The sequence below is a fragment of the Psychrobacillus sp. FSL W7-1457 genome, from assembly GCF_038593405.1.
Classification (GTDB): Bacteria; Bacillota; Bacilli; order Bacillales_A; family Planococcaceae; genus Psychrobacillus.
The window spans coordinates 1427782-1452499 of record NZ_CP151993.1; the positions used below are offsets into that span (position 1 = coordinate 1427782).

Annotated in this window: 20 protein-coding genes; all 20 read left to right on the forward strand. The window is 37.9% G+C overall.

Annotated elements, in window-relative coordinates; translation table 11 throughout:
• Positions 1 to 3 precede the first annotated feature (3 nt).
• The 20 genes from infB to NSQ95_RS06785 all read left to right on the forward strand — a co-directional run bounded on the left by infB (position 4) and on the right by NSQ95_RS06785 (position 24570).
• A complete protein-coding gene (gene infB, locus NSQ95_RS06690) occupies positions 4 to 2433 on the forward strand; it encodes a translation initiation factor IF-2 (protein ID WP_340883981.1) in 2430 nt (809 codons plus the stop codon).
• Complete coding sequence (locus NSQ95_RS06695) at positions 2433 to 2711, forward strand: DUF503 family protein (RefSeq protein WP_340883979.1); 279 nt, start codon at positions 2433 to 2435, stop codon at positions 2709 to 2711. The genes infB and NSQ95_RS06695 overlap by 1 nt, the downstream gene beginning before the upstream one ends.
• Positions 2712 to 2732: 21 nt before the next feature.
• Positions 2733 to 3080 carry a 30S ribosome-binding factor RbfA gene (gene rbfA, locus NSQ95_RS06700; RefSeq protein WP_298472615.1) on the forward strand — a complete coding sequence of 116 codons (348 nt, stop codon included), beginning with the start codon at positions 2733 to 2735 and terminating at the stop codon, positions 3078 to 3080.
• A 73-nt stretch (positions 3081 to 3153) separates the two neighbouring features.
• Complete coding sequence (truB, locus tag NSQ95_RS06705) at positions 3154 to 4074, forward strand: tRNA pseudouridine(55) synthase TruB (protein ID WP_342560792.1); 921 nt, start codon at positions 3154 to 3156, stop codon at positions 4072 to 4074.
• 1 nt (position 4075) lies between these two features.
• The gene (ribF, locus tag NSQ95_RS06710) at positions 4076 to 5020 is read left to right on the forward strand and encodes a riboflavin biosynthesis protein RibF (protein ID WP_340883977.1); all 945 of its coding nucleotides are present in this window, start codon (positions 4076 to 4078) and stop codon (positions 5018 to 5020) included.
• Between the two features lie 190 nt (positions 5021 to 5210).
• Complete coding sequence (gene rpsO, locus NSQ95_RS06715; protein WP_169358635.1) at positions 5211 to 5480, forward strand: 30S ribosomal protein S15; 270 nt, start codon at positions 5211 to 5213, stop codon at positions 5478 to 5480.
• A gap of 338 nt (positions 5481 to 5818) precedes the next feature.
• Positions 5819 to 7936 carry a polyribonucleotide nucleotidyltransferase gene (pnp, locus tag NSQ95_RS06720; RefSeq protein WP_340883973.1) on the forward strand — a complete coding sequence of 706 codons (2118 nt, stop codon included), beginning with the start codon at positions 5819 to 5821 and terminating at the stop codon, positions 7934 to 7936.
• A gap of 475 nt (positions 7937 to 8411) precedes the next feature.
• Complete coding sequence (locus NSQ95_RS06725; protein ID WP_342560518.1) at positions 8412 to 9641, forward strand: pitrilysin family protein; 1230 nt, start codon at positions 8412 to 8414, stop codon at positions 9639 to 9641.
• A gap of 306 nt (positions 9642 to 9947) precedes the next feature.
• Positions 9948 to 10220, forward strand: coding sequence for a YlmC/YmxH family sporulation protein (locus NSQ95_RS06730; protein WP_169358638.1), 273 nt, complete (start codon positions 9948 to 9950; stop codon positions 10218 to 10220).
• The gene (locus NSQ95_RS06735) at positions 10217 to 10999 is read left to right on the forward strand and encodes an NAD(P)-dependent oxidoreductase (protein ID WP_342560519.1); all 783 of its coding nucleotides are present in this window, start codon (positions 10217 to 10219) and stop codon (positions 10997 to 10999) included. The genes NSQ95_RS06730 and NSQ95_RS06735 overlap by 4 nt, the downstream gene beginning before the upstream one ends.
• A gap of 13 nt (positions 11000 to 11012) precedes the next feature.
• Positions 11013 to 11600: a dipicolinate synthase subunit B gene (locus NSQ95_RS06740; protein WP_169358640.1), complete on the forward strand. Its 588-nt coding sequence runs from the start codon at positions 11013 to 11015 to the stop codon at positions 11598 to 11600.
• Positions 11601 to 11680: 80 nt separating this feature from the next.
• Complete coding sequence (locus tag NSQ95_RS06745) at positions 11681 to 12718, forward strand: aspartate-semialdehyde dehydrogenase (RefSeq protein ID WP_342560520.1); 1038 nt, start codon at positions 11681 to 11683, stop codon at positions 12716 to 12718.
• 515 nt (positions 12719 to 13233) lie between these two features.
• Positions 13234 to 14115: a 4-hydroxy-tetrahydrodipicolinate synthase gene (gene dapA, locus NSQ95_RS06750; RefSeq protein WP_340883963.1), complete on the forward strand. Its 882-nt coding sequence runs from the start codon at positions 13234 to 13236 to the stop codon at positions 14113 to 14115.
• Positions 14116 to 14230: 115 nt separating this feature from the next.
• Entirely contained in the window at positions 14231 to 15898 is a 1668-nt protein-coding gene (locus tag NSQ95_RS06755; protein WP_251552879.1) for a ribonuclease J, read from the forward strand.
• A gap of 124 nt (positions 15899 to 16022) precedes the next feature.
• Positions 16023 to 18329 carry a DNA translocase FtsK gene (locus NSQ95_RS06760; protein ID WP_340883958.1) on the forward strand — a complete coding sequence of 769 codons (2307 nt, stop codon included), beginning with the start codon at positions 16023 to 16025 and terminating at the stop codon, positions 18327 to 18329.
• A 707-nt stretch (positions 18330 to 19036) separates the two neighbouring features.
• A complete protein-coding gene (locus NSQ95_RS06765; RefSeq protein WP_169358645.1) occupies positions 19037 to 19765 on the forward strand; it encodes a GntR family transcriptional regulator in 729 nt (242 codons plus the stop codon).
• 48 nt (positions 19766 to 19813) lie between these two features.
• Positions 19814 to 20893 (forward strand): BMP family protein, encoded by a 1080-nt coding sequence (locus NSQ95_RS06770; RefSeq protein WP_340883955.1) that lies wholly within the window; start codon positions 19814 to 19816, stop codon positions 20891 to 20893.
• 133 nt (positions 20894 to 21026) lie between these two features.
• A complete protein-coding gene (locus NSQ95_RS06775) occupies positions 21027 to 22574 on the forward strand; it encodes an ABC transporter ATP-binding protein (RefSeq protein WP_340883953.1) in 1548 nt (515 codons plus the stop codon).
• Positions 22564 to 23610: an ABC transporter permease gene (locus tag NSQ95_RS06780; protein ID WP_169358648.1), complete on the forward strand. Its 1047-nt coding sequence runs from the start codon at positions 22564 to 22566 to the stop codon at positions 23608 to 23610. Before NSQ95_RS06775 ends, NSQ95_RS06780 begins: the two co-directional genes overlap by 11 nt.
• Complete coding sequence (locus NSQ95_RS06785; RefSeq protein ID WP_169358649.1) at positions 23611 to 24570, forward strand: ABC transporter permease; 960 nt, start codon at positions 23611 to 23613, stop codon at positions 24568 to 24570. It begins immediately after the preceding gene.
• Positions 24571 to 24718: the final 148 nt, after the last annotated feature.

Below are 24718 nucleotides of genomic sequence, written 5' to 3' on the forward strand. Positions count from 1 at the left end.
CTAATGACTAAAATCAGAGTTCATGAATACGCGAAACAAATTAATAAATCGAGTAAAGAAGTTATAGAGCAACTAGGAAAGTTGAATATAACAGTAACGAATCATATGTCTACGCTTGAAGGAGATGCTGTAAGTAAATTAGACGGCATTTATAAAAAAGGTGGAGCTGGAAACAATTCTAATTCACAACAGTCTAAACCTGCTAGCCAAGGACAAAGACCAAGTAATCAGAACCAATCTAGACCAGCATCACAAGGACAGCAAAGACCAAATAACCAAAACCAGTCTAGACCGTCTTCACAAGGTCAACAAGGACAGCAAAGACCAAGTAATCAGAACCAATCTAGACCAGCTTCCCAAGGTCAACAAAGACCAAATAACCAAAATCAATCTAGACCATCATCACAAGGGCAATCACGTCCATCTAATGCTGGTCAGTCTCAGCAAAGACCAGGAAGTCAGTCCAATACTCAAGGTTCTAATACTCAAGGTTCAAACAACCAACCCAAGAAAACCTTTACTAATAATAACAAACCAGGTGGACAAAATCGTCCGGGTGGCCAAAACCAAAACAGACCAGGTGGACAAAATAGACCAGGTGGCCGATTCAACAAACGTAGAAAAGGACCAACTACTCCTGTTCAACCACCAGTTCCAAGAAAAGAAAGAGAACTTCCAGAAAGAATTACCTTTACGGAATCTCTTACAGTTACAGAGCTAGCTAAAAAATTAGGTCGTGAGCCTGCAGAAATCATTAAAAAATTGTTCTTACTTGGTGTAATGGCAACAATTAACCAGGAACTTGATAAGGATGCTATTGAACTAATTTGTGCAGACTACGGTGTAGAAGTGGAAGAAGAAATTAAAATCGATATTACCGATTTAGAAGTTCATTTCGAAGCTCCTGTTGAAGAAGATGCTGTTAACATGGGTGAACGCCCACCAGTAGTTACAATCATGGGACACGTTGACCATGGTAAAACAACTCTTCTAGATTCAATTAGACACACAAAAGTAACTGCTGGAGAAGCAGGCGGTATCACTCAGCATATCGGTGCATACCAAGTGGTAGACAATGGCAAAAAGATTACTTTCTTAGATACTCCAGGACATGCTGCATTTACAACGATGCGCGCACGTGGAGCGAAAATAACTGATTTGACCATTTTAGTAGTAGCAGCTGATGATGGTGTAATGCCTCAAACAGTAGAAGCTATTAACCATGCCAAAGCAGCTGAAGTTCCAATTATCGTAGCAGTTAACAAAATGGATAAACCATCTGCTAATCCTGATCGCGTAATGCAAGAGCTTACAGAGCACGGTTTAGTACCAGAAGCATGGGGTGGAGACACAATCTTCGTACCAATTTCTGCTTTAAAAGGTGATGGTATCGACAACCTACTTGAAATGGTTCTACTTGTTTCCGAGGTTGCTGAGCTTAAAGCTAACCCAAAACGTCTTGCTTTAGGAACAGTAATTGAAGCTCAATTAGACAAAGGTAGAGGTTCTGTTGCAACGTTATTAGTTCAAGATGGTACATTAAAAGTTGGAGATCCAATCGTAGTAGGGCATGCTTTTGGGCGTGTTCGTGCAATGGTCAATGATTTAGGTCGTCGTGTGAAAGAGGCAGGTCCTTCTACTCCTGTAGAAATTACAGGATTAAACGAAGTACCACAAGCAGGAGACCGTTTCGTTGTATTTGAAGATGAAAAAACTGCTCGTCAAGTAGGGGAAACGCGTGCATCTCATGCTCAAGTGAGCCAACGCTCTGAAAAATCACGAGTAACATTAGATAACTTGTTTGATCAAATGAAACAAGGTGAAATGAAAGAACTTAACCTAATTGTTAAAGCAGACGTTCAAGGTACTGTGGAAGCAATGGCAGCTTCACTTATGAAAATCGAAGTTGAGGGTGTAAATGTACGTATTATCCACACGGGTGCAGGAGCAATTACTGAATCAGACATTAGTCTTGCAGCTGCTTCCAATGCAATTGTAATCGGATTTAACGTTCGTCCAGATACAAATGCTAAACGTGCAGCAGAACAAGAGGGTGTTGATATTCGTCTTCACCGTATTATCTACAAAGTAATTGAAGAAATCGAAGCTGCAATGACAGGCCTATTGGATCCAGAATTCCAAGAGAAAATCATTGGTCAAGCAGAGATTCGTGAAACCTTTAAAGTTTCTAAAGTAGGAACTATCGCAGGATCCTATGTAACAGAAGGTAAAATTACACGTGATAGCGGAGTGCGAGTAATTCGTGATGGTATCGTTATTTTTGAAGGTGAATTAGATACGTTAAAACGCTTTAAAGACGATGCAAAAGAAGTTGCAAAAGGCTATGAGTGTGGGATAACGATTAAAAACTTTAATGATGTAAAAGAAAACGATATTATCGAAGCTTACATTATGGAAGAAATTAAACGCTAATGATTGTCTATGCAGAGTGTGAATTTCTTATTCCTACTGCACATTCATTGAAAGAAAAAAGAGCAGTTCTACAACGAATGCTCACTAGAACCAAACAAAAATTTAATGTTTCTGTTTCAGAGTTAGATCACCAGGATGTGTGGCAACGTACCAAAATTGGAATAGTTGCCATTGCTTCTGACAAGCGTGCGGTCGAACGCGAGCTAATGATGGCCATTAGGTTTTTAGAATCTAACCCTGAATGGGAATGTATTGAAATCAACAAAGAATATTTATGATGAAAATGAGGTGTAGCAATTATGTCAATGCGTGCGAACCGAGTTGCCGAACAAATGAAAAAAGAGTTAGGTGAAATCATAGGACGTAAATTAAAGGATCCTCGTATAGGATTTGTAACAGTTACAGATGTAGCAGTTACAGGAGACCTACAACAAGCGACTATTTATATTACCGTACTAGATGGAGACCGTAACGATACCTTAAGAGCTTTAGAAAAAGCTAAAGGCTTCATACGTTCGGAAATAGGACAGCGTATTAGATTACGTGTAACGCCAGAATTATTATTTGAGTTTGATGAATCTGCAGCATATGGAAATCGTATCGATAATCTATTAAGACAGATTAACCAATCTTCAAATGAGGAATAACACATAATACAAAGAAGTCTGCTTAAATTGAGCAGACTTCTTTCGTGTATTTTTGAAAAATGGGGTGAGCATGATGTATGAAGGAATATTGCCTTTATGGAAAGAAAAAGGAATGACCTCACATGACTGCGTTTTTAAATTACGCAAAATATTGAAGATGAAACGGATTGGCCATACAGGAACATTAGATCCAAGTGTAGAAGGTGTATTGCCAATTTGTCTTGGTCAAGCTACTAAAGTATCCGAGTATATAATGAATGAAGGAAAAACCTATGTAGCTACTGTAACTATAGGATCATCTACGACTACTGAGGATGCAGATGGTGACGTAGTAAAGGTAGATTCAAGTGAAAAACAATTCTCTATAGATCAAATAAAAAGTGTCCTTCAACAGCTGACTGGACAGATTACTCAAACTCCTCCAATGTTTTCTGCGGTTAAAGTTAATGGTAAAAAGTTATATGAATATGCCCGCGAAGGTAAAGAGGTAGAGCGACCTAGTAGACAGGTGACTATACATTATTTAAATCTTTTAGATGAAGATGATCTTTTTTCAGGTCAAGAAATTTCCTTTCAAATAGAAATTGGTTGCAGTAAAGGTACATATATACGTACACTTGCAGTACAAATAGGTGAGCTTTTAGGTTATCCTGCACATATGTCTTCACTTGTTCGTACAGCATCAGGGAACTTTACTAAGTCACATTGTTTAACCCTTCAAGAGGTACAAGAAGCTTTGGAAGAGGGTGTATTGGATAACAATATATTACCTATTAAGCATGCACTCGCGAAATGGCCATCTCAAGAAATGGATGATTCGTTAAAGAAATGGATTGCGAATGGAGCCGTCTTAGAGTTACACCCTCTCCTCAATACTAATGACAAAGTTGTTTTTACAGAGGAAGGGCAACCAGTTGCAGTTTATATTAAACATCCAACAAAAAATGGTATGATGAAACCAGAAAAAATGTTTTCATCAGAAAAAGGAGTATAATATGAACGTTTATCATTTATCTTATCCAAACCATTTATATAACATAAAGAACAATGAAGAATTTTCCCTAGCAATCGGCTTTTTTGATGGTGTTCATTTAGGTCATCGAGCTGTCATTCAAGAAGCCTTGGACAAAGGGAATGAAATGAATCTAAAAACAGCTGTAATGACATTTGATCCACATCCTTCTCTTGTTTTAGGTGGAAGGAAGGAACAGGTATTTTATATAACTCCCTTGGAGCAGAAAATTGATATTCTGGAACAAATGAACGTAGATACACTGTTTGTAGTGAGATTTACATCTGACTTTGCAAAGCTAACACCGGTTGAATTTATAGAATCTTTCATTAAACGAGCTAATGTAAAGCATGTTACTGCTGGTTTTGATTTTTCTTTTGGTGCTTTTGGTAAAGGGACAATGAAGGATATGGCGGATCTTTCTGCTGGAGAGTACTCTGTTTCTGTAGTAGGTAAACAAGAAATGGAAGGCGATAAAATTAGTTCTACTAGAATACGTGGAGCACTTAAAGAAGGTAACGTGGAAGACGCAAAAGAACTTTTAGGTCGCCCATTTATGCTTACAGGTGTCGTGGTACATGGTGATAAGCGCGGAAGAACGATTGATTTTCCTACTGCTAATATTCAACCAAAAGAAGGTCAGTTTATACCGGCTATAGGTGTTTACGCAGTGAAGATACGCGTTCAGGAGCAATGGTATGAGGGAGTGTGTAATGTAGGATATAAGCCTACATTCAATAATCCTGATGAAAAAAAATTGTCTATTGAAGTACATATCATTAACTTTGACCAATCTATTTATGGTGAAGAAGTGGCAGTCCATTGGTACAAGCGCATACGTGCTGAGCAAAAATTCAGTGGAATTGTAGAGCTTAAAGAACAAATCGGCAAGGATAAGCAAGTTGCTATTGATTACTTCAAATTATAATTTTTGAACCAATTGTTTCAGACAAACTGCTACTATATTTGGAGAAGAAGCATCTATAAAAGTTGCTTCACGTAACAGATTATGCTATTCTTTATAAGTACAAAATGTACTTAACCTTTCCTTGGCTTTTTCGATTCTCCAACGATTGCTCAGGAACAGGGGATATTAAGAATATTAGGAGGAAACCTACATGGCAATTACACAAGAACGCAAAAATGAACTAATCGCTGAGTACAGAACTCACGAAAGCGATACAGGATCTGCAGATATTCAAATCGCAATCCTTACAGAAGAGATTAACTCTTTAAACGAACATTTACGTACACATAAGAAAGATCATCACTCACGTCGTGGTCTATTCAAAATGGTTGGACGTCGTCGTAACTTATTAAAATACTTACGTGAAAACGAAGTACAACGTTACCGTGAACTAATCGCAAAACTTGGTTTACGTCGATAAGATACACCTAGGAAAGCGGGATTTATCCCGCTTTTTCTATTGGTATAAATTTTAATATATTAGGGAAAATATTATATATTAGTATTAGCAAGTAATTTCTGTTTTTTTAGTAAAATATTTCGCATAGTTCCGATATTTTTGATACACTACTTATGATACATATAACCACTATAGCGCGCTAAACATTAGACTGCGTTATATTTCAAGTTGTATAGAAATAGTAGATGATTTGTGAAAGTGTGCACTTCTAATGAGAAGGAATCTTTCTTAGGATTGTCGAAAAATTTATTATAGCTAATTAAAAAGAAGTTTTTTGAAGTTGAGAGGAGTCCAGATTAATGAGTGAAAAGAAAGTATTTACACACGAATGGGCAGGCCGTCCATTGCAAGTAGAAATTGGACAACTTGCAAAACAAGCGAATGGGGCAGTTCTAGTAAGATATGGTGATACTAGCGTATTATCAGTAGCGACTGCATCTAAACAACCAAAGAATTTAGATTTCTTTCCATTAACAGTGAACTATGAAGAGAAATTATATGCCGTTGGTAAAATTCCTGGTGGATTTATTAAGCGTGAAGGTCGTCCTTCTGAAAGAGCGATTTTAACAAGCCGTTTAATCGACCGTCCAATTCGCCCATTATTCCCGGATGGCTTCCGTAATGAAGTTCAGGTAATCTCTATTGTTATGTCAGTAGACCAAAACTGTTCTTCTGAGATGGCTGCAATGCTAGGTTCTTCTTTAGCACTAAGTGTATCCGACATTCCGTTTGATGGACCAATTGCAGGTGTACAGGTAGGTTTAATCGGTGATGATTTCATCATTAATCCAACAGTAGAACAAATGGAAAAGAGTATATTAGATTTAACAGTTGCTGGAACAAAAGATGCGATTAACATGGTAGAGGCAGGAGCTAAAGAAGTTTCTGAGGAAGTCGTTTTAGAAGCAATTATGTTTGGGCATAGTGAAATCGTTAAGTTAATCGAATTCCAAGAAAAAATTGTTGCAGAAATCGGTAAAGAGAAAAAAGACATTCCTTTATTTGAACTAGATAAAGAACTTTTTGCTGAAATAAAAGAACTATGTGAAGCTAAACTAGTACAAGCTATCCAAGTACAAGAAAAGCATGCACGTGAAGATGCAATCTCTGAAGTGAAAAATGAAGTATTAGAACAATATAAAGAAAAAGAAGCGACAGATGAAACATTGAAGCAGGTACGTGAAATTCTAGATGCAATGGTTAAAGAAGAAGTACGTCGTTTAATCACAGAAGAAAAAGTGCGTCCAGATGGTCGTGGAGTAGCTGAGATTCGTCCATTATCTTCTGAAGTAGGTGTTTTACCTCGTACGCATGGTTCTGGTCTATTCACACGTGGACAAACTCAAGCATTGAGTATTTGTACATTAGGACCGCTAGGTGATGTGCAAATTATTGATGGTATTGGCTTAGAGGAATCTAAACGCTTTATGCACCATTATAATTTCCCACAATTCAGTGTGGGTGAAACTGGTCCAATCCGTGCTCCAGGTCGTCGTGAAATTGGTCATGGTGCCTTAGGTGAACGTGCATTAGAAGCAGTTATTCCAGACGAAAATGATTTCCCATATACGCTTCGCTTAGTTGCTGAGGTGTTAGAATCAAATGGTTCTACTTCACAAGCAAGTATTTGTGCTTCTACACTTGCTATGATGGATGCTGGTGTTCCACTTAAAGCTCCAGTTGCTGGTATAGCAATGGGACTTGTTAAAAAAGGAGAGCATTACACAATCCTAACTGATATTCAAGGAATGGAAGATCACCTTGGGGATATGGACTTTAAAGTAGCAGGTACTTCTAAAGGGATTACAGCACTTCAAATGGATATCAAAATAGATGGATTATCTAAAACAATTTTAGAGGAAGCTCTTGAGCAAGCTAAAATTGGACGTATGCAAATTTTAGAAAGTATGCTTGCCACTATTGGTGAGCCACGCCAAAGCTTATCTAAATATGCACCAAAAATTACAGTTATTAAGATTAATCCAGACAAAATCCGTGATGTTATTGGACCGGGTGGTAAACAAATCAACAAAATCATTGATGAAACTGGCGTAAAAATTGATACAGAGCAAGATGGTACAATTTATATCGCTTCAGCAGATGAAGAAATGATTGCTCGTGCAAAACAAATTATTGAAGACATCGTGCGTGTAGCTAAAGTAGGAGAATACTACTTAGGAAAAGTGAAACGTATTGAAAAATTTGGTGCATTTGTTGAAATCTTCAACGGTAAAGATGGCTTGCTTCATATCTCTGAAATTCAAGAAGAACGTACGAAAAACGTAGAAGACGTTCTGAAACTTGGCGACGAGCTTTTAGTAAAAGTTATTGAAATCGACAACCAAGGTCGCGTTAACTTATCTCGTAAAGTAGTAATTAAAGAAGAAAAAGAACGCGCAGAACAACAAGATAACTAATAATTAAAATATACGTAAACAAAAGGTTGTCCGTAGATCCAATCTACGGCAACTTTTTTAAATGAAATAGAAAAGCGTGCCTATCCCTGCCCCGACAGACAAATGGGGAAAAGCGAGGAGGCAGCTCCTCAGCCACCGGAGCTTTTACCCATTTGACCCCGAGGGGCAAGGCGAAGGAGCTAGCCATCAAGAAAAGCGCAATCGCCTATCTCTGCCCCGACAGGCAAATGGAGAAAAGTGAGGAGGCAGCTCCTCAGCCACCGGAGCTTTTACCCATTTGACCCCGAGGGGCAAGGCGAAGGAGCTAGCCATCAAGAAAAGCGCAATCGCCTATCTCTGCCCCGACAGGTAAATGGAGAAAAGTGAGGAGGCAGTTCCTCAGCCACCGGAGCTTTTATCCATTTGACCCCGAGGGGCAAGGCGAAGGAGCTAGCCAAATAAAAAATAAATGAATAGATTAGATAGAGGTGCTATATTGATAAAGAAGAAAACGTGTAAGAATGGGTTGCGTATAGTGCATGAGCATATTCCACATGTGCGATCTGTTGCAGTAGGCATATGGGTTCAAGCTGGTTCAAGGTATGAATTGCCAGAGGAAAATGGTTTAACTCATTTTATTGAGCATATGTTATTTAAAGGAACTAATACTAGAACAGCTAGACAAATCGCTGAAGAGTTCGATCGAATTGGTGGAAACATTAACGCCTTTACTTCAAAAGAAAATACTTGCTACTATGCAAAGGTTCTCGATCACCATGCAAAATATGCTGTTGAAATACTTTCAGATATGTTTTTTAACTCCACATTCGATCCAATCGAATTAGACAAAGAACGACAAGTAGTATTAGAGGAAATCAAAATGGTAGAAGATACACCTGATGATATCGTACATGAGTATCTTTGGCAGGCTATGTTCCCGAATGATCCATTAGGTGCTCCTATATTAGGGACCGAAGATACCTTAAATACATTTTCAAGGGAATCCATCATATCGTATATGGAAAAACACTACACACCGAAAAATATTGTAATTTCAGTAGCAGGTAACATTTCTGAGGATCTATTAGACTATATAGAGTCATTGTTTGGTGATTTTATGCAACCAATCTCAGAGGTGACACAATTTAGCACACCTGCTATTAAGCCTGTGTATACGGAAAGCCATAAGGATACAGAGCAAGCCCACTTATGTTTAGCTTATCCTGGGCTTAGTGTAAAGGCGGACAAGATATACAGTCTTGTAGTTTTGAATAATATACTAGGTGGAAGCATGTCCTCAAGACTTTTCCAAGAAATTCGAGAAGAAAAAGGGCTTGCCTATTCTATATACTCGTATCATTCATCATACGAAGATACGGGAGTTGTTGCCATTTATGGCGGAACCTCTTGCAATCAATTAGAAGAATTAAAGAGCTCTATTAATGAAACGATTCAAACTGTTCTGGAGCACGGCTTTACGGAGACAGAAGTTTCAAACGCTAAAGAACAGCTCAAAGGAAACCTTTTGTTAGGACTGGAAAGCTCAAACTCTAGAATGAACAGAAACGGTAAAAATGAATTATTATATGGCAAGCATCGCTCATTAGATGAAGTAAGCGATTCAATTGATGAAGTTACTTTGGAGTCCGTAATGGACCTTACAAAAGAAATATTCTCTCATAAGCCTGCTATTTCTGTAATTATGCCTAAAGACGTCGAGTGTTAATCGACGTCTTTTTTATAGATTAGGAAATTATAAAATTTTGCACCTGTTGATAAATTGATGTCTAGCTCCACCGCCTAGCCCCTCGGGGTCAAATGGATAAAAGCTGCGGTAGCTGAGGAGCTGCCTCCTCGCTTTTCCCCATTTGCCTGTCGGGGCAGAGACAGGCGGTTGCGCTTTTCTTGTTTATTTAAAAAAATATCCTCCCCTATAGTTGTACTAGGAGCCTATTATTTTAATGGGTTTTTAATTCACTTTGTATTAAAGATGGCATATACATAAGTAGAGATTAAATGAGGAGGGGACAGATTGTTACTTTCGGAACTTGCAGAAAAAGAGCTTATTCAAGTGAAAGATGGATCGAGATATGGAAGGCTGGCAGACACTGAATTATTATTTAATCCACAAACGGGTAAAATACTTGGGTTTGAATTATATCAAAAATCTTCATCTTTTTTTCAATCCAATAAAGCTCCTAGGAGAAAAGAGTTTATATCCTGGGAAGAAATAATTCTTATTGGTAAAGATCGAATTTTGTTCAATGAAACTGACTCTTCGATAGAAACAAGTGTATACCCATGAAGAAAAAAATTGCAATTATCGGAACAGACCCACGCTTAAATTTTTTGCAACAATCTGTGTCTGACTATCTAGATACTCAATTGTATCCAACGATGACATGGGATACAGAACTCAGAGAAACTATTTTTGCATATGAGCCAGAGGTTATTTTTTTACCGATTCAGCCAATCCAAACAGATTGCTCCTTGGAATTGCCTCCCAGTTGTCAAACCCTTTTTATAGGTAAAACAAACGAAAGCATTGATAGGGAATCTAAAAAAGATACTATTCAGCCCTTTTATTATTTAGAGGACGAAGAATGGATTTGGGAAAATGCCAACCTCACTGCTGAGGGCTTTATCAATTATTTTTACTTATATGAAAAACAAGCAATTTATAACAAAAAATTCATAATTACCGGATACGGAAGGGTAGGTAAAAGATTAGCACTTGCATTGCATCATTTGGGAGCCGAAGTTATTATCTCTGTTAGATCGGAGCTTCAACTTTACGAAGCTAAAAGCTCTGGCTATCAAATAGTAACCCTAGATAACGTCTTGGACCAACAAGGTGAGGACGCCTATCTGGTTAATACAATCCCTACCAAATGGTTAAATAATGAATATGCAGCCTCTTTCAGTCGAGTTTTTGACCTTGCCTCCAATCCGGGCTGTCTCTTGGATAACGAAAATAACATCCCTCTGAATTACAGTCTCTCCACCAGCTTGCCAGGTATGTACTTTCCGCAAGATGCAGGACAATTACTTGCCAGGTCTGTTTTGAAGCATCTTGCTTTTTAGAGGAGGAAAAATAGTGTTAGAAGGTCTACGTATTGGTCTAGGAATCACCGCTTCTCATTGTACGTATGAGGAAGTGATACCAATGATTAAGCAATTTACGGATGTTGGTGCGACAGTTGTACCAATCATCACTTTTTCAGTTTTAACAGCTGCTACTCGTTTCGGTACAGGAGAAGAGTGGGTAGAAAAAATAGAGGCAGCTAGTGGCAATAAGGTAGTTTCCAAGATAGTAGAGGCAGAGCCTTTTGGTCCTACTAATCCACTAGACTGTATGGTTATTGCACCAATGACGGGTAACTCCATAAGTAAGTTAGCTAATGCACAAACAGACTCACCTGTATTAATGGCTGCTAAGGCCACCTTGCGTAATGGAAAGCCTGTTGTGCTAGGTATATCCACAAACGATGCATTAGGCTTAAATGGAACGAATATCATGAAGCTGCTCACTACAAAAAATATTTATTTTATCCCCTTTGGTCAAGACAATCCATATAAAAAACCTAATTCTTTAATTGCAGATTTCACAAAGATTGTACCTACTGTTGAACACGCAATAAATGCAAAGCAAATTCAGCCTTTACTCATTGCCTATCAATTATAAATATTAAAAATAGTGTATTATTATTTAATTTATGATACAATATCGCCAATATGTTTTGATTTTTGAGAGGAGAGCTTTGCATGTCAAAAAAATATACAACAGCTATTGTAGGAGCTACAGGTGCTGTAGGTCAAAAAATTATAGAGCAACTAGTTAAGAGAAGCTTTCCTTTTTCTAACTTGAAGTTATTAGCTTCCAAAAAGTCTGCAGGAAAACAGATTGATATTGACGGAAAAATTTATACAATAGAAGAAGCTACACCAGAAGCTTTCGAAGGTGTTGATATAGCATTTTTTTCTGCGGGGGGCTCTATTTCAAAAGCATTGGCTAAGGAAGCTAGTAAGAGAGGCGCTATAGTAATAGATAATACGAGCGCATTTCGAATGGATCCGGATGTTCCGCTAGTAGTACCAGAAGTGAATAAATATGCTTTAAATGAGCAGCAAGGGATTATTGCTAATCCTAATTGTTCTACTATTCAGATGGTTGTTGCATTAGAACCAATTCGTAAGCATTATGGGCTATCAAAGGTCATCGTTTCGACTTATCAAGCAGTATCAGGAGCTGGGGCTGCAGCTATTCAAGAATTGACAGCTCAAAGTGAGAGAATAATAGAAAGACAACCAAATCCTGAAGTTTTACCTGTAAAAAGTGCGGAGAAGCATTATCCAATTGCAGGTAACGTAATTCCTCAAATTGATGTCTTTAATGAAGATGGTTTTACATTTGAAGAGCACAAAATGATGAATGAAACAAAAAAAATTATGTCACTACCGGAACTTTCGATTGCCGCTACCTGTGTAAGGGTGCCTGTTGTAACAGGACACTCTGAATCTGTGTATATAGAGGTAGATAAAGAGAACGTATCCGTTTTTGATATTAAACAATTGTTATCTGAAGCAGAGGGAATTGTTCTTCAAGATAATCCGAATGAGCAACAATACCCAATGCCTTATTTCTCAGAAGATGAAGATGCAGTTTTCGTTGGACGTATTAGAAAAGATCCTTCTAACGAGTATGGTTTCCATATGTGGATTGTTTCTGACAACCTATTAAAAGGTGCTGCTCTAAACTCCATTCAAATTGCTGAAGCATTAATCGAAGAGAAAATATTGTAAGCAAGAATAGTTTTTAGCTTATCTAAGAGGTCGCTTGTTTGTGGGGGGATCGATAAGGAACCACCCATCACTTCCAAGTGGTTGTGGTGTTAAGCTTTCTCTTATCCCTACTTGTAGCACCGCTTGCCTTTAATAATGATGAAATATACTCCATTAAATATATTTAGATTTTTAGAGAGAGTTTTTTCTCTATTCATTTGGAAAAGCGCTAGCAGCCTAGCCCCACGGGTCAAATGGATATAAGCTGCTCCTGCGCAAGCTCGTCGCAAATAAAAGCGTTTGTGGTGGCTGAGGAACTGCCTCCTCGCTATCCCCATTTTCCTGTCGGGCAAACATAGGCGCCTGCGCTTTTCTTATTGTCTAGCTCCGGCGCCTTGCCCCTCAGGATCAAATGGGAAAATACTGCGGTGGCTGAGGAACTGCCTCCTCGCATTTCCCCATTTGCCTGTCGGGGCAGACATAGGCGCCTGCGCTTTTCTATTAAATATAGAGAATTAAATAAGAGGTGTGGTTGAATGAATATAGGAAATGTTTCTACAGCAATGGTTACACCGTTTAGTTCAGACGGTTCTATTGACTATCATAATACTGAAATACTTATAGAGCACTTGCTTTCGAATGGAACTGATTCTCTTGTAGTTAGTGGTACGACTGGGGAATCTCCGACATTATCAACAAATGAGAAATTAGAACTTATACAATTTGTAGTGGAAAAGGTTAATAAAAGAGTACCAATCATTGCTGGTACTGGAAGCAATAATACAGCTGCATCCATTGAGCTTTCGCAAAAGGCGGAAGCGCTCGGAGTAGATGCTTTGATGATAGTAACTCCTTATTACAATAAGCCCAATCAACGAGGAATGATTGCCCATTTTGAGGCTATTGCTTCAGCTACTACTCTTCCTATTGTTGTTTATAATATCCCTGGGCGATCAGTAGTCAATTTGGAGCCAGAGTCAATTATTTCCCTTAGTAAGATACCATCTATTCAAATTGTAAAAGAAGCTAGCGGCAGCCTGGATCAGATGACCAAAATCTTAGCCGAAACAAATGAGGATTTCCTTGTGTACAGCGGGGACGACGGCCTAACCTTACCTTTACTTTCAATTGGGGGGAAAGGGATTATTTCAGTCGCTTCTCACGTTATTGGTAACGAAATGCAGGAAATGATACAACTGTTTCATCAAGGAGAACATGCTAAAGCTGCTAAAATCCATCAACAAATCTTGCCAGTCATAAAAGCATTATTTCAACATCCGAATCCTGTAGTTGTAAAATATGCACTTTCTAAAATTGGCTTAGAGGTTGGCTCCTTGAGACTTCCTTTAGTTGAGATGAACGAGGAAGAGAAGCTAGATTATGATCGTGTTTGGGGTAAATTTTTGGAAACGAAATAATGATATGAGAAGCTGGAGTTCTAACTTCAGCTTTTTTTATTTGTGTGAAACGGTGACGTCCGATATAATAAAAAATAGTGGATGTTGGTCGGGTTAACAATTAGGAGGAAAAGAATTGGTAAAAGCTAAAAATGAACTTATACGTATTATACCGCTCGGCGGAGTTGGTGAAATAGGAAAAGCAATGTACGTAGTAGAAATAGACGATGAAATATTTATAGTAGATAGTGGACTTATGTTCCCAGAAAACGAAATGTTAGGAATCGATATAGTTATTCCAGATATTACGTATTTAGAAGAAAACAAGGATCGTGTTAAAGGAATATTTTTGACGCATGGACATGAAGACGCAATTGGTTCTATTGCTTACTTACTGCAAAAGATTCAGGCGCCTGTATATGGATCTAAGCTGACGATTGCTTTAGCAAAAACGCATGTAAAGGCTATGCCAGTTAAACAACAAATAAAGTACTTTGAAGTTACAAACAAAAGTCGTATGAACTTCCAAAACACACACGTAACTTTCTTTCATACCACACACAGTATTCCAGACTCTTTAGGTATCGTATTCCATACATCTGAAGGTGCAATTGTGCATACTGGTGAATTTAAATTTGATCAGTCTGCTAGAGGGAAGTACCGTCCTGATATTGCTAAAATGGCTGGCCTAGGTGAAGAAGGCGTATTTATATTAATGTCTGATTCAACAGAAGCAGAAAGACCCGGACACACAACATCAGAGGCAGTAATCGAAAACCAATTATCTGAAACATTCCACGCTGCTAAAGGTCGTATTCTAGTATCTTTATATGCATCCAACTTTATAAGAATTCAACAAGTGCTAGACAAAGCAACGGAAACAGGAAAAAAAGTTGCTATTGCAGGAAAAAGCTTGGAAAATATCTTTGCAATAGGGTTAGACCTAGGTTACTTTACGGTGGCAGAGGACACAATCATACCTATAAAGGAAATCTCTAAGTATAACGATGAACAAATAGTAATCATTGTATCTGGTAATCAAGGAGAACCTTTAGAAGCTTTAGAGAAAATGGTACGTAAGCATCATAAAGATATTAAGATTAAAGATACAGATACCGTGTTAATAACATTTACACCATCACCAGGTATGGAGGTTGGCGTATTTAATACGATGAACCTGATTGCCAAGGCTGGTGCCAAAGTGTTGACTTCAAGTAAAAATGTCCATGTATCAGGACATGGAAGTCAAGAAGATTTAAAAATGATGTTAAATTTAACAAAGCCTAAATACTTTATCCCAATTCAAGGGGAATATCGTATGCTTATTGCTCACTCTAAGTTGGCCCAAGATATCGGGATGTCTAAGTCAGAAATCTTTATTGCAGATAAAGGCGACATCGTGGAATACAAAAACGGGAAGATAAGAATGAGTGGAAGAGTACAAGCAGGTAACGTCCTAATCGATGGCATTGGTGTAGGAGACGTAGGGAATATTGTTTTAAGAGATCGTAAGCTATTGTCTCAAGATGGAATATTCATTGTAGTAATTACACTTAACCGTGCACAAAAGAAAATAGCGTCAGGGCCTGAGATTCTTTCTAGAGGGTTTGTATATGTAAGAGAATCCGAAGAGTTGATGGACGAGTCAGCTAAACTAGTAAGAACAATTGTTGAAAAATATGTGAATAAAGAAACGTTTGAATGGACAAACATTAAACAAGAAATCCGTGATACGCTAAATTCATATTTATTCCAACAAACGAAGAGACGTCCGATGATTATTCCAATTATCATGGAATATTGATATCTAAAAATCAGGATTTCCTTTCCCCAGTGGAAGGAAATCTTTTTTATCTTTTTAAGCTGTTATATTTTACCTGTTAGGGACATCCTAATAGAGAATACTTAATGCAAAGCAGGTGATATTCTTGGCGAAGAAGAAAAGTAAGAAAAAAGTAAATAAAAGTAAAAGTAAAAAGAAAACCCTTCATCCTTTAATGTTTGAAATTATAGGGCTTCTCATTTTGGGAATCGCAGTTATTTCTTTCTTTGAATATGGCTTGGTTGGAGAGGTATTCGCTTATATTGGGTATTTTTTATTTGGAAATTGGCATATTGCTATTCCATTTATGTTCGTTATTTATGCTCTTATTATTATGATCAAACAATCCTTTCCACCGTGGAATCATCGCTTGTTATTAAGTGGAGCCTTTATTTTAAGCAGCTTACTTATATTCAGTCATTTAGCACTTTTTGAGCAACTGTTTGAGGGCAAGGCACTGATGACGAACTCTGTTCTAAGGGAAAGCTACAGGGTCTTAGTAGAAAGTGGTGGAATTACTAATAGAAGCAGCTCTCTAGGTGGAGGTATGATCGGGGCTATTCTGTTTGCCTCATTCCATGTATTATTTGACTCTGCTGGTGCAAAAGTTATTAGCTGGCTACTATTATTAATTGGTATCGTACTTTTAACAGGAAAAGCACTTGTTCCTTATTTGGTAGAGGTTTCTCCTAAGATGGCAGAAAGCTTTAAGAACCGACCAAAAGCTGATAAGAAAAAGCCTTCAACGGAGCAGAAGAAGGTTTCTCGCAGATCACGTAAAGATGCAGTACAAGAAGAGTCTGAACAAGCTGTTACCATACTTGATGTCAATCATCCGCCAGAGGAAGAAACAGAAATACCATCTTCTCCGATTATCTCTGCTTTTACAGAGAGAATCACAAGAAAAGAAGAGACAAATGAATCGACAGAACCAACAGAACCCATTGAGATTAATATGGATGCGGATGAACTGGAAAACGAAGATTATCAGTTACCGAGTATTAATCTATTAGATTCTCCAGAGCACAATGATCAAAGTGGAGAGTTAAATGCAATTCAAGCTAATGCTAAAAAGTTGGAGCAAACCTTCTTAAGCTTTGGGGTAAAGGCAAAAGTTATGCAAGTCCATTTAGGACCTGCAGTTACTAAGTATGAGGTACTACCTGATGTAGGAGTGAAGGTTAGTAGAATCGTAAGCCTTCACGACGATTTAGCCCTTGCTTTAGCGGCTAGAGATATCCGGATTGAAGCACCAATCCCAGGGAAGTCTGCGATAGGGATAGAAGTACCAAACAAAGAAGTGGCAATCGTAAGCTTACGAGAAGTACTAGAAGCAAAAGAAAATAATAAGCCAAGCCAAAAACTATTAATAGGTTTTGGTCGAGATGTTACCGGACAGGCAGTATTAGCCGAATTAAACAAAATGCCTCATTTACTTGTTGCTGGTTCGACAGGTAGCGGGAAAAGTGTATGTATAAACGGAATTATAACAAGCATTATGATGCGAGCAAAACCGCATGAAGTTAAAATGATGATGATTGATCCAAAAATGGTTGAGCTTAACGTCTATAATGGGATTCCCCATTTGTTAGCACCCGTAGTTACGGATCCAAGAAAAGCATCCCAGGCATTGAAAAAAATTGTTTCTGAAATGGAAAGAAGATATGACTTATTTTCCCATACAGGGACTCGAAATATCCAAGGCTACAACGACCATATAGAAAAATGGAATGAAGAAAATGAAGAGAAGCATCCCAAACTTCCGTTTATTGTAGTGATAGTCGATGAGTTAGCTGACTTGATGATGGTAGCATCAAGTGATGTAGAGGATTCTATTACACGGCTTGCACAAATGGCCCGTGCAGCTGGGATCCACTTGATAATAGCGACACAAAGACCAAGTGTGGATGTTATCACGGGAATCATTAAAGCTAATATACCTTCAAGAATTGCTTTTGCAGTATCTTCTTCTATAGATTCTAGAACTATTTTGGATATGGGCGGAGCAGAAAAACTCCTTGGGAGAGGCGATATGCTCTTCCTACCAGCTGGGAGCTCTAAGCCCGTTCGTGTACAAGGAGCATATTTGTCAGATGCCGAAGTAGAGAGAATCGTCGATTTTGTGATTGAGCAGCAAAAGGCAAACTACCAAGAGGAAATGATTCCAGATGAAGTGGAAGAATCCCAGGAGCAGTTAGATCGAGATGATCTCTATGATGACGCTGCGCAGCTTGTGATGGAAATGCAAACAGCTTCAGTTTCCTTGATCCAAAGACGCTTCCGTGTTGGATATTCTAGGGCTGCCAGAATTATTGATCAGCTAGAGATGGGTGGGATAGTAGGACCATACGAAGGAAGTAAACCAAGACAAGTGTTAATATCAAAACAAGATTACGACCAAGATCCAATGTAAAAAATGTGCTAACCATTATTGAGGAATAACATATGCAAACATACTAAAGATAATCGAGAAGTTCTATACTCGATTATCTTTTTTTAATTACTACAGAATAAATAATTTATTTTTCAAGACATTACAAATACGCGTAAGCAAAACAGAGGGCTTATCGTAACTTTCTAGAATGGGTCCACAAAAAATCCGTATCTGTCTACGGGATGAGGGAGACAGATAAGACAGCACAACCACGCGCGTAAGCGATGGATGGGTGATGGCTTATCGCTCACCCCGAAGAAAGCAAAGCGTCCGGCTGGGGCGAAAAATCCATTCTACTCTCTGATTTAAGATTTCTTTTTATCATAAATCACCCCTACCCTTTCACATAGCCTTTAACTTTAAAATTTAAAACGTAAAGCTAAGCTAATTTATTACTAAATCTTGAATGTAATTTATATATATTATTCCTTTTTTTTACTACAATATTAACCAATTTAAAACACTAGCAAAATTCAGTGTTTTCAAGGGTTTTTATCAATTAGTATCACACATTAAGTGATATATTATGACAAAATGATTACATTTATATATTAACAACGTAAAAACAAATAATAATTTCGTAAATAAAGTATTTATTTAAAAGATTAAAAGTGGTATAGTATGTACTGATTAGTAGGAAAGTTTTACATCAGAGGTCTGATCTCTTCATAATGGTGGTGTTTTAAATGACAATAAAAATGGATCAAAGGCATTTATACCTACAAGTAATCGATCGTCTTAAACAAGACATTGAAAAGGGGATTTTCAAAGAAAAGGAGAAATTACCTTCTGAATTTGAATTGGCCAAGCTTCTTGGGGTAAGTAGAGCAACTTTACGAGAAGCTCTGCGAGTGCTAGAGGAAGAAAATATTATCGTAAGAAGACATGGCGTAGGAACCTTTGTTAACTCAAAGCCTGTTTTTACATCAGGGATTGAACAACTCTCAAGTGTTTCGGCGATGATTAGAAACGCAGGGATGGAGCCTGGTACTATTTACCTTAGTTCTATGGAATCAGAAGCATCTGAAGATGATGCAAAACGATTCCAGTGTGAGGAGGATACGACCGTTGTTACAATGGAGCGAGTCCGAACTGCAGATGGTGAACCAGTGGTATATTGTATCGATAAAGTTCCACAATATTATTTACCGGCAGATTTTCTTATAAGAAAAGAAGGCTCTATTTTTACAGCATTGGAGGAATCAGGTGATATAAGGATTTCGCATGCGGTTACCTTCATTGATCCAGTGGGATATCATGAAGTAGCTTCACCAACCTTAAATTGTGATCCAGAGACTTCGTTGCTGATTTTAAAACAATTGCATTATGATGAGAATGATCGTGTAGTTTTATATTCGAAAAATTATTTTCGAGCAGACAAATTTAGCTTTCATGTAGTTCGGAAAAGGGTGTAAAAAAGTAGTTCCTGCTAAGAAGAAGAAAAAATAATGGGGGTTTTCAAGTTGACGAAACGTAAATTTGGTTTAGGCTTATCACTTGTTTTAGCTGCTGGTACTATTCTTGGAGCATGTGGTTCTAAAGATGAGGAAACAAAAAAAGACGAAGGTTCTAATGCTGGTACTGGAACTGAAGAAACAGCAGACATCTCAATCGCAATGGTTACAGACGTCGGTGGAGTAGATGATAAATCATTCAACCAATTAGCTTGGGAAGGTATTGAAGCATTCGGTAAAGAGCATGGTCTTAAAAAAGGCGATGGCGGTTACGATTATTTACAATCACAATCAGATGCAGATTATATCAACAATATTACTAACTTAGTTCGTCGTGACTTCGACATAGTTTATGGTATTGGTTTCTTGATGGAAAAGCCTATCACTACAATTGCTGAACAGCAAAAAGATGCTCAATTAGCAATTATTGATGCAGTAGTTGATGCTCCAAACGTTGCTTCTGTAATGTTTAAAGAACAAGAAGGTTCTTACCTTGCTGGAGTAGCAGCAGCGTTAATGTCTGAATCAAAACAAATTGGTTTTGTTGGTGGAATGGAAATTCCTGTTATTGAACGCTTTGAAGCAGGTTTCCTTGCAGGAGTTAAAGCAGTTGATGACACTATCAAAGTAGATGTTCAGTATACTGGTAAATTTGACGATGCAGCTCTTGGTAAAACAACAGCAAATCGTATGTACTCTTCAGGCGTAGACATTATTTTCCACGCAGCTGGTGGGACTGGTAATGGTGTTTTTGCAGAAGCTAAAGAACGTAAAACAAAAGATAAAGATGCTAACGTATGGGTTATTGGAGTTGACTCTGACCAATACGAAGAAGGAGCAGTTGGCGATACTAATGTAACGCTTACTTCTATGCAAAAACGTGTTGATGTAGCAGTACAAAACATTGCAAAAGAAACAATGGAAGGGAAATTCCCAGGTGGTAAAACTGTTACTTACGGTTTAGCTGAGGAAGGTGTTCAGCTTGCTGATTCACGTGGAGCTATTCCTGAGGATGTTTTAGCGAAAATTGAAGAATATTCTAAAAAAATCGCTTCTGGTGAAATCGTAGTTCCTGAAACTGTAGAATAATTTGACTTAACATCATAAAGGCCGACTTGCTCGGTCTTTATGATATTTTAAATTAATGGATGAAAGATTTTAAATATTTAAAGTCTTTCCTGTATTAATTTAGTACTAGTATTCAAGTAGGGAGTGAAATTCATTGGATTATGTAATAGAAATGCTAGGCATTCGGAAAGAGTTTGGAACTTTCGTAGCAAATGATAATATAACCCTTCAATTGAAAAAGGGAGAAATACATGCTCTTTTAGGTGAGAATGGAGCAGGGAAGTCCACTCTCATGAACGTATTATTCGGTCTGTATCAACCAGAAGCAGGCGACATAAAAGTGAGAGGTAAGTCTGTGAAAATTACAGACCCAAACGTTGCCAATGACCTTGGAATTGGAATGGTTCATCAGCATTTCATGCTAGTGGAAAACTTTACAGTTACGGAAAATATTATTTTAGGTAACGAACCAACTAATGGCGGTGTCGTAAATATTAAGGATGCTGCACGTAAAATAGAGCAACTGTCAGAAACTTATGGATTAAATGTAGATCCTTATGCAAAAATAGAGGATATTTCTGTAGGAATGCAGCAACGGGTAGAAATTTTGAAAACGCTTTATCGTGGTGCAGAAATTCTAATTTTTGATGAACCAACAGCCTCTTTAACGCCTCAAGAGATTAATGAGCTAATTCAAATTATGAAGCGTCTTATTAAAGAAGGTAAATCTATAATTTTAATAACGCACAAATTAAAAGAGATTATGGATGTGTCGGATAGAGTCACGGTTATTCGTAAAGGTAAAGGAATTGGGACAGTTATAACAGCAGAAACAAATCCAAACGAATTGGCATCACTTATGGTTGGACGTCAGGTTGAATTTAAAACCGTTAAGGGCGAAGCTAAGCCTAAGGAAGAAGCATTGATCATTAAAGACTTAATAGTGACAGACTATCGAGGTATTGAAAAGGTTAAGGGGTTAAACTTAACTGTTCGCAAAGGTGAAATTCTCGGCTTAGCAGGGATTGACGGAAATGGTCAAAGTGAGCTAATTGAGGCAATTACTGGTCTTCGTAAGTCTAAGAGCGGATCTATAAATCTAAATGGAATAGATATTACAAACAAAAAACCTCGTAAAGTTACAGAGGCGGGAGTTGGACATATTCCACAGGATAGACATAGACATGGTTTAGTTTTAGATTTTCCAATTGGTCATAATATTGCTCTTCAAACCTATTATTTAGAGCCTATTTCTAAAAGAGGAATTATAAATTACAAAAAAGTGTCTAACTTAGCGCAAAAAATTATTAAAGAATATGATGTACGTACACAAGGGGAGCATACATTGGCTCGAGCATTATCAGGAGGTAACCAACAGAAGGCAATTATCGGTCGTGAGGTTATACGTGACCCTGAGTTGTTGATCGCGGCGCTTCCTACTCGTGGTTTAGATGTAGGGGCAATCGAGTTTATTCATCAACGTTTAATAGAACAAAGAGATAAAGGGAAAGCTGTTTTACTTCTTTCATTTGAACTTGATGAAGTTATGAATGTATCGGATCGAATTGCTGTTATATATGATGGACAAATAGTTGATTCTCTTTTACCTAAAGAAACGACAGAGCAAGAGCTTGGTCTATTAATGGCAGGACATACAAGAGAAAAAGATAAGAAGCAGGGGGATGTAGAGCATGTCGAATAGAGTAGTAAATATACTTGTCCCTGTTATTTCCGTAATACTAGGGTTAATCGTGGGTGCGATTGTCATGCTAATAAGCGGATATGATCCTATCTTGGGATACGCTGCACTATGGGAAGGTATATTTGGAGATGCCTATAGAATGGGTGAAACAGTACGTCAAATAACACCGTACCTATTATCAGGGCTTGCGGTGGCGTTTGCTTTCCGCACTGGGCTGTTTAACATTGGAGTGGAGGGGCAATTACTTGTAGGCTGGTTTGCAGCTGCATACGTCGGTATTGCATTTGACCTGCCAATGTACATACATCTACCATTAGCAATACTTGCTGCAGCTGTTGCAGGAGGATTGTGGGCTTTCCTACCAGGATTATTAAAAGCAAAACTTCAGGTGCATGAAGTAATCGTAACGATTATGATGAACTACATTGCTCTTCATACAACGAATGCGCTTATTAAAATTGTTGCTGATGGTGGCGACAGTACGGAATCTATTAAACCAACCGCTTCACTGACGTCTGCTTTCTTCCAAAGCATGACAGACTATTCTCGTTTACATTATGGAATATTTATTGCGTTAGCAATGGTTTTATTAATGTGGTTCATTTTAGAGAAAACAACTACTGGATATGAGTTGAAGTCAGTAGGATTTAACAAGCATGCTTCAGAGTATGCTGGTATGAATGTCTCTAAGAATATCATCTTATCTATGGTTATCTCAGGTGCTTTTGCCGGTCTAGCAGGTGCTATGGAGGCATTAGGTACTTTTGGTTACGCAAGTTCAAAGGGTGCCTTTACGGGTATTGGATTTGATGGAATCGCCGTGGCTTTACTGGGGGCGAATACACCTCTAGGAGTAATTTTTGGTGCTACACTATTTGGATCTCTTAAATATGGAGCAACTAATATGCCTAACGCAGCAGGAGTTCCGATAGAAATTGTATCGATTGTTATTGCGATTATTATTTTCTTCGTTGCCTGTGGATATGTCATTCGCTATTTCCTTGAAAAGATTAGTAAGAAAAAGGAGGCGAATTAAATGAGCTTTTTAGATGTATTATATTTCATCGTTCCATCAGCAATTTTCTATGCAGCCCCTTTAGTTTTCACTGCTATAGGTGGAGTTTTCTCTGAAAGATCTGGTGTAATTAATATTGGTCTAGAAGGTATGATGGTTATGGGTGCCTTTATTTCCATCATTTTTAACCTGACTTTCGTTAGTACGTTTGGCGCTATGACACCTTGGGTTGCAGTTATTGCAGCCATGATTGTTTCAGGTATATTTGCTTTGCTACATGCGGTAGCATCTGTATCGTTTAGAGCAGACCAAACCATTTCTGGGGTAGCGATTAATATGTTAGGTGTCGCTATTGCATTGTTCACAGTAAAAATGATCTATGACAAAGGACAAACAGATTATATTCAAGAACGTTTTATACGTTTTGATATTCCTGGTTTAAGTGAAATACCAATCATCGGACCAATGTTATTTAAGGATGTCTACTCTACTTCTATTTTAGCTGTTGCAGTAGCTATTCTAGCATGGTTTGTTATTTACAAAACTCCATTTGGTCTTCGCCTTCGTGCAGTAGGTGAGCATCCTATGGCAGCAGATACAATGGGAGTTAATGTAAAGAAAATGCGATACATTGCAGTAATTATTTCTGGTATGCTGGCTGGTATTGGTGGAGCTGTATATGCTCAATCGATTTCAGGAGAGTTCAGTCACACTACAATTAATGGACAAGGATTTATGGCTCTTGCAGCCATGATCTTTGGTAAATGGCATCCGCTAGGAGCCCTTGGAGCAGCACTTTTCTTCGGATTTGCGCAAGCTTTAAGTATCGTTGGTGGACAAATACCATACATTGATCAAATTCCAAGCTATTACTTGCACATTTTACCGTATGCATTAACGATTCTTGCAGTAGCAGGATTTATAGGGAAAGCAAATGCTCCTAAAGCGAGCGGTATTCCTTATATTAAAGGAAAAAGATAAATTTTTGCTTAGAATTTACCAATTAATAATAAAAAATATAGCGATTAAAAAGGGACCAATTAAGTTTGGTCCCTTTTGTTTGTATTGATATAATTAGAAGATGTATAGTGAAAAGGTATATGAGTAACACTAGAAAGAAAAAGGGGGA

Excerpts from the sequence above, each read along its gene's own strand:
- infB (WP_340883981.1), top strand. The coding sequence starts at position 4 with ATGACTAAAATCAGAGTTCATGAATACGCGAAACAAATTAATAAATCG.
- NSQ95_RS06695 (WP_340883979.1), top strand. The coding sequence starts at position 2,433 with ATGATTGTCTATGCAGAGTGTGAATTTCTTATTCCTACTGCACATTCA.
- rbfA (WP_298472615.1), top strand. The coding sequence starts at position 2,733 with ATGTCAATGCGTGCGAACCGAGTTGCCGAACAAATGAAAAAAGAGTTA.
- truB (WP_342560792.1), top strand. The coding sequence starts at position 3,154 with ATGTATGAAGGAATATTGCCTTTATGGAAAGAAAAAGGAATGACCTCA.
- ribF (WP_340883977.1), top strand. The coding sequence starts at position 4,076 with ATGAACGTTTATCATTTATCTTATCCAAACCATTTATATAACATAAAG.
- rpsO (WP_169358635.1), top strand. The coding sequence starts at position 5,211 with ATGGCAATTACACAAGAACGCAAAAATGAACTAATCGCTGAGTACAGA.
- pnp (WP_340883973.1), top strand. The coding sequence starts at position 5,819 with ATGAGTGAAAAGAAAGTATTTACACACGAATGGGCAGGCCGTCCATTG.
- NSQ95_RS06735 (WP_342560519.1), top strand. The coding sequence starts at position 10,217 with ATGAAGAAAAAAATTGCAATTATCGGAACAGACCCACGCTTAAATTTT.
- NSQ95_RS06745 (WP_342560520.1), top strand. The coding sequence starts at position 11,681 with ATGTCAAAAAAATATACAACAGCTATTGTAGGAGCTACAGGTGCTGTA.
- dapA (WP_340883963.1), top strand. The coding sequence starts at position 13,234 with ATGAATATAGGAAATGTTTCTACAGCAATGGTTACACCGTTTAGTTCA.
- NSQ95_RS06765 (WP_169358645.1), top strand. The coding sequence starts at position 19,037 with ATGACAATAAAAATGGATCAAAGGCATTTATACCTACAAGTAATCGAT.
- NSQ95_RS06780 (WP_169358648.1), top strand. The coding sequence starts at position 22,564 with ATGTCGAATAGAGTAGTAAATATACTTGTCCCTGTTATTTCCGTAATA.
- NSQ95_RS06785 (WP_169358649.1), top strand. The coding sequence starts at position 23,611 with ATGAGCTTTTTAGATGTATTATATTTCATCGTTCCATCAGCAATTTTC.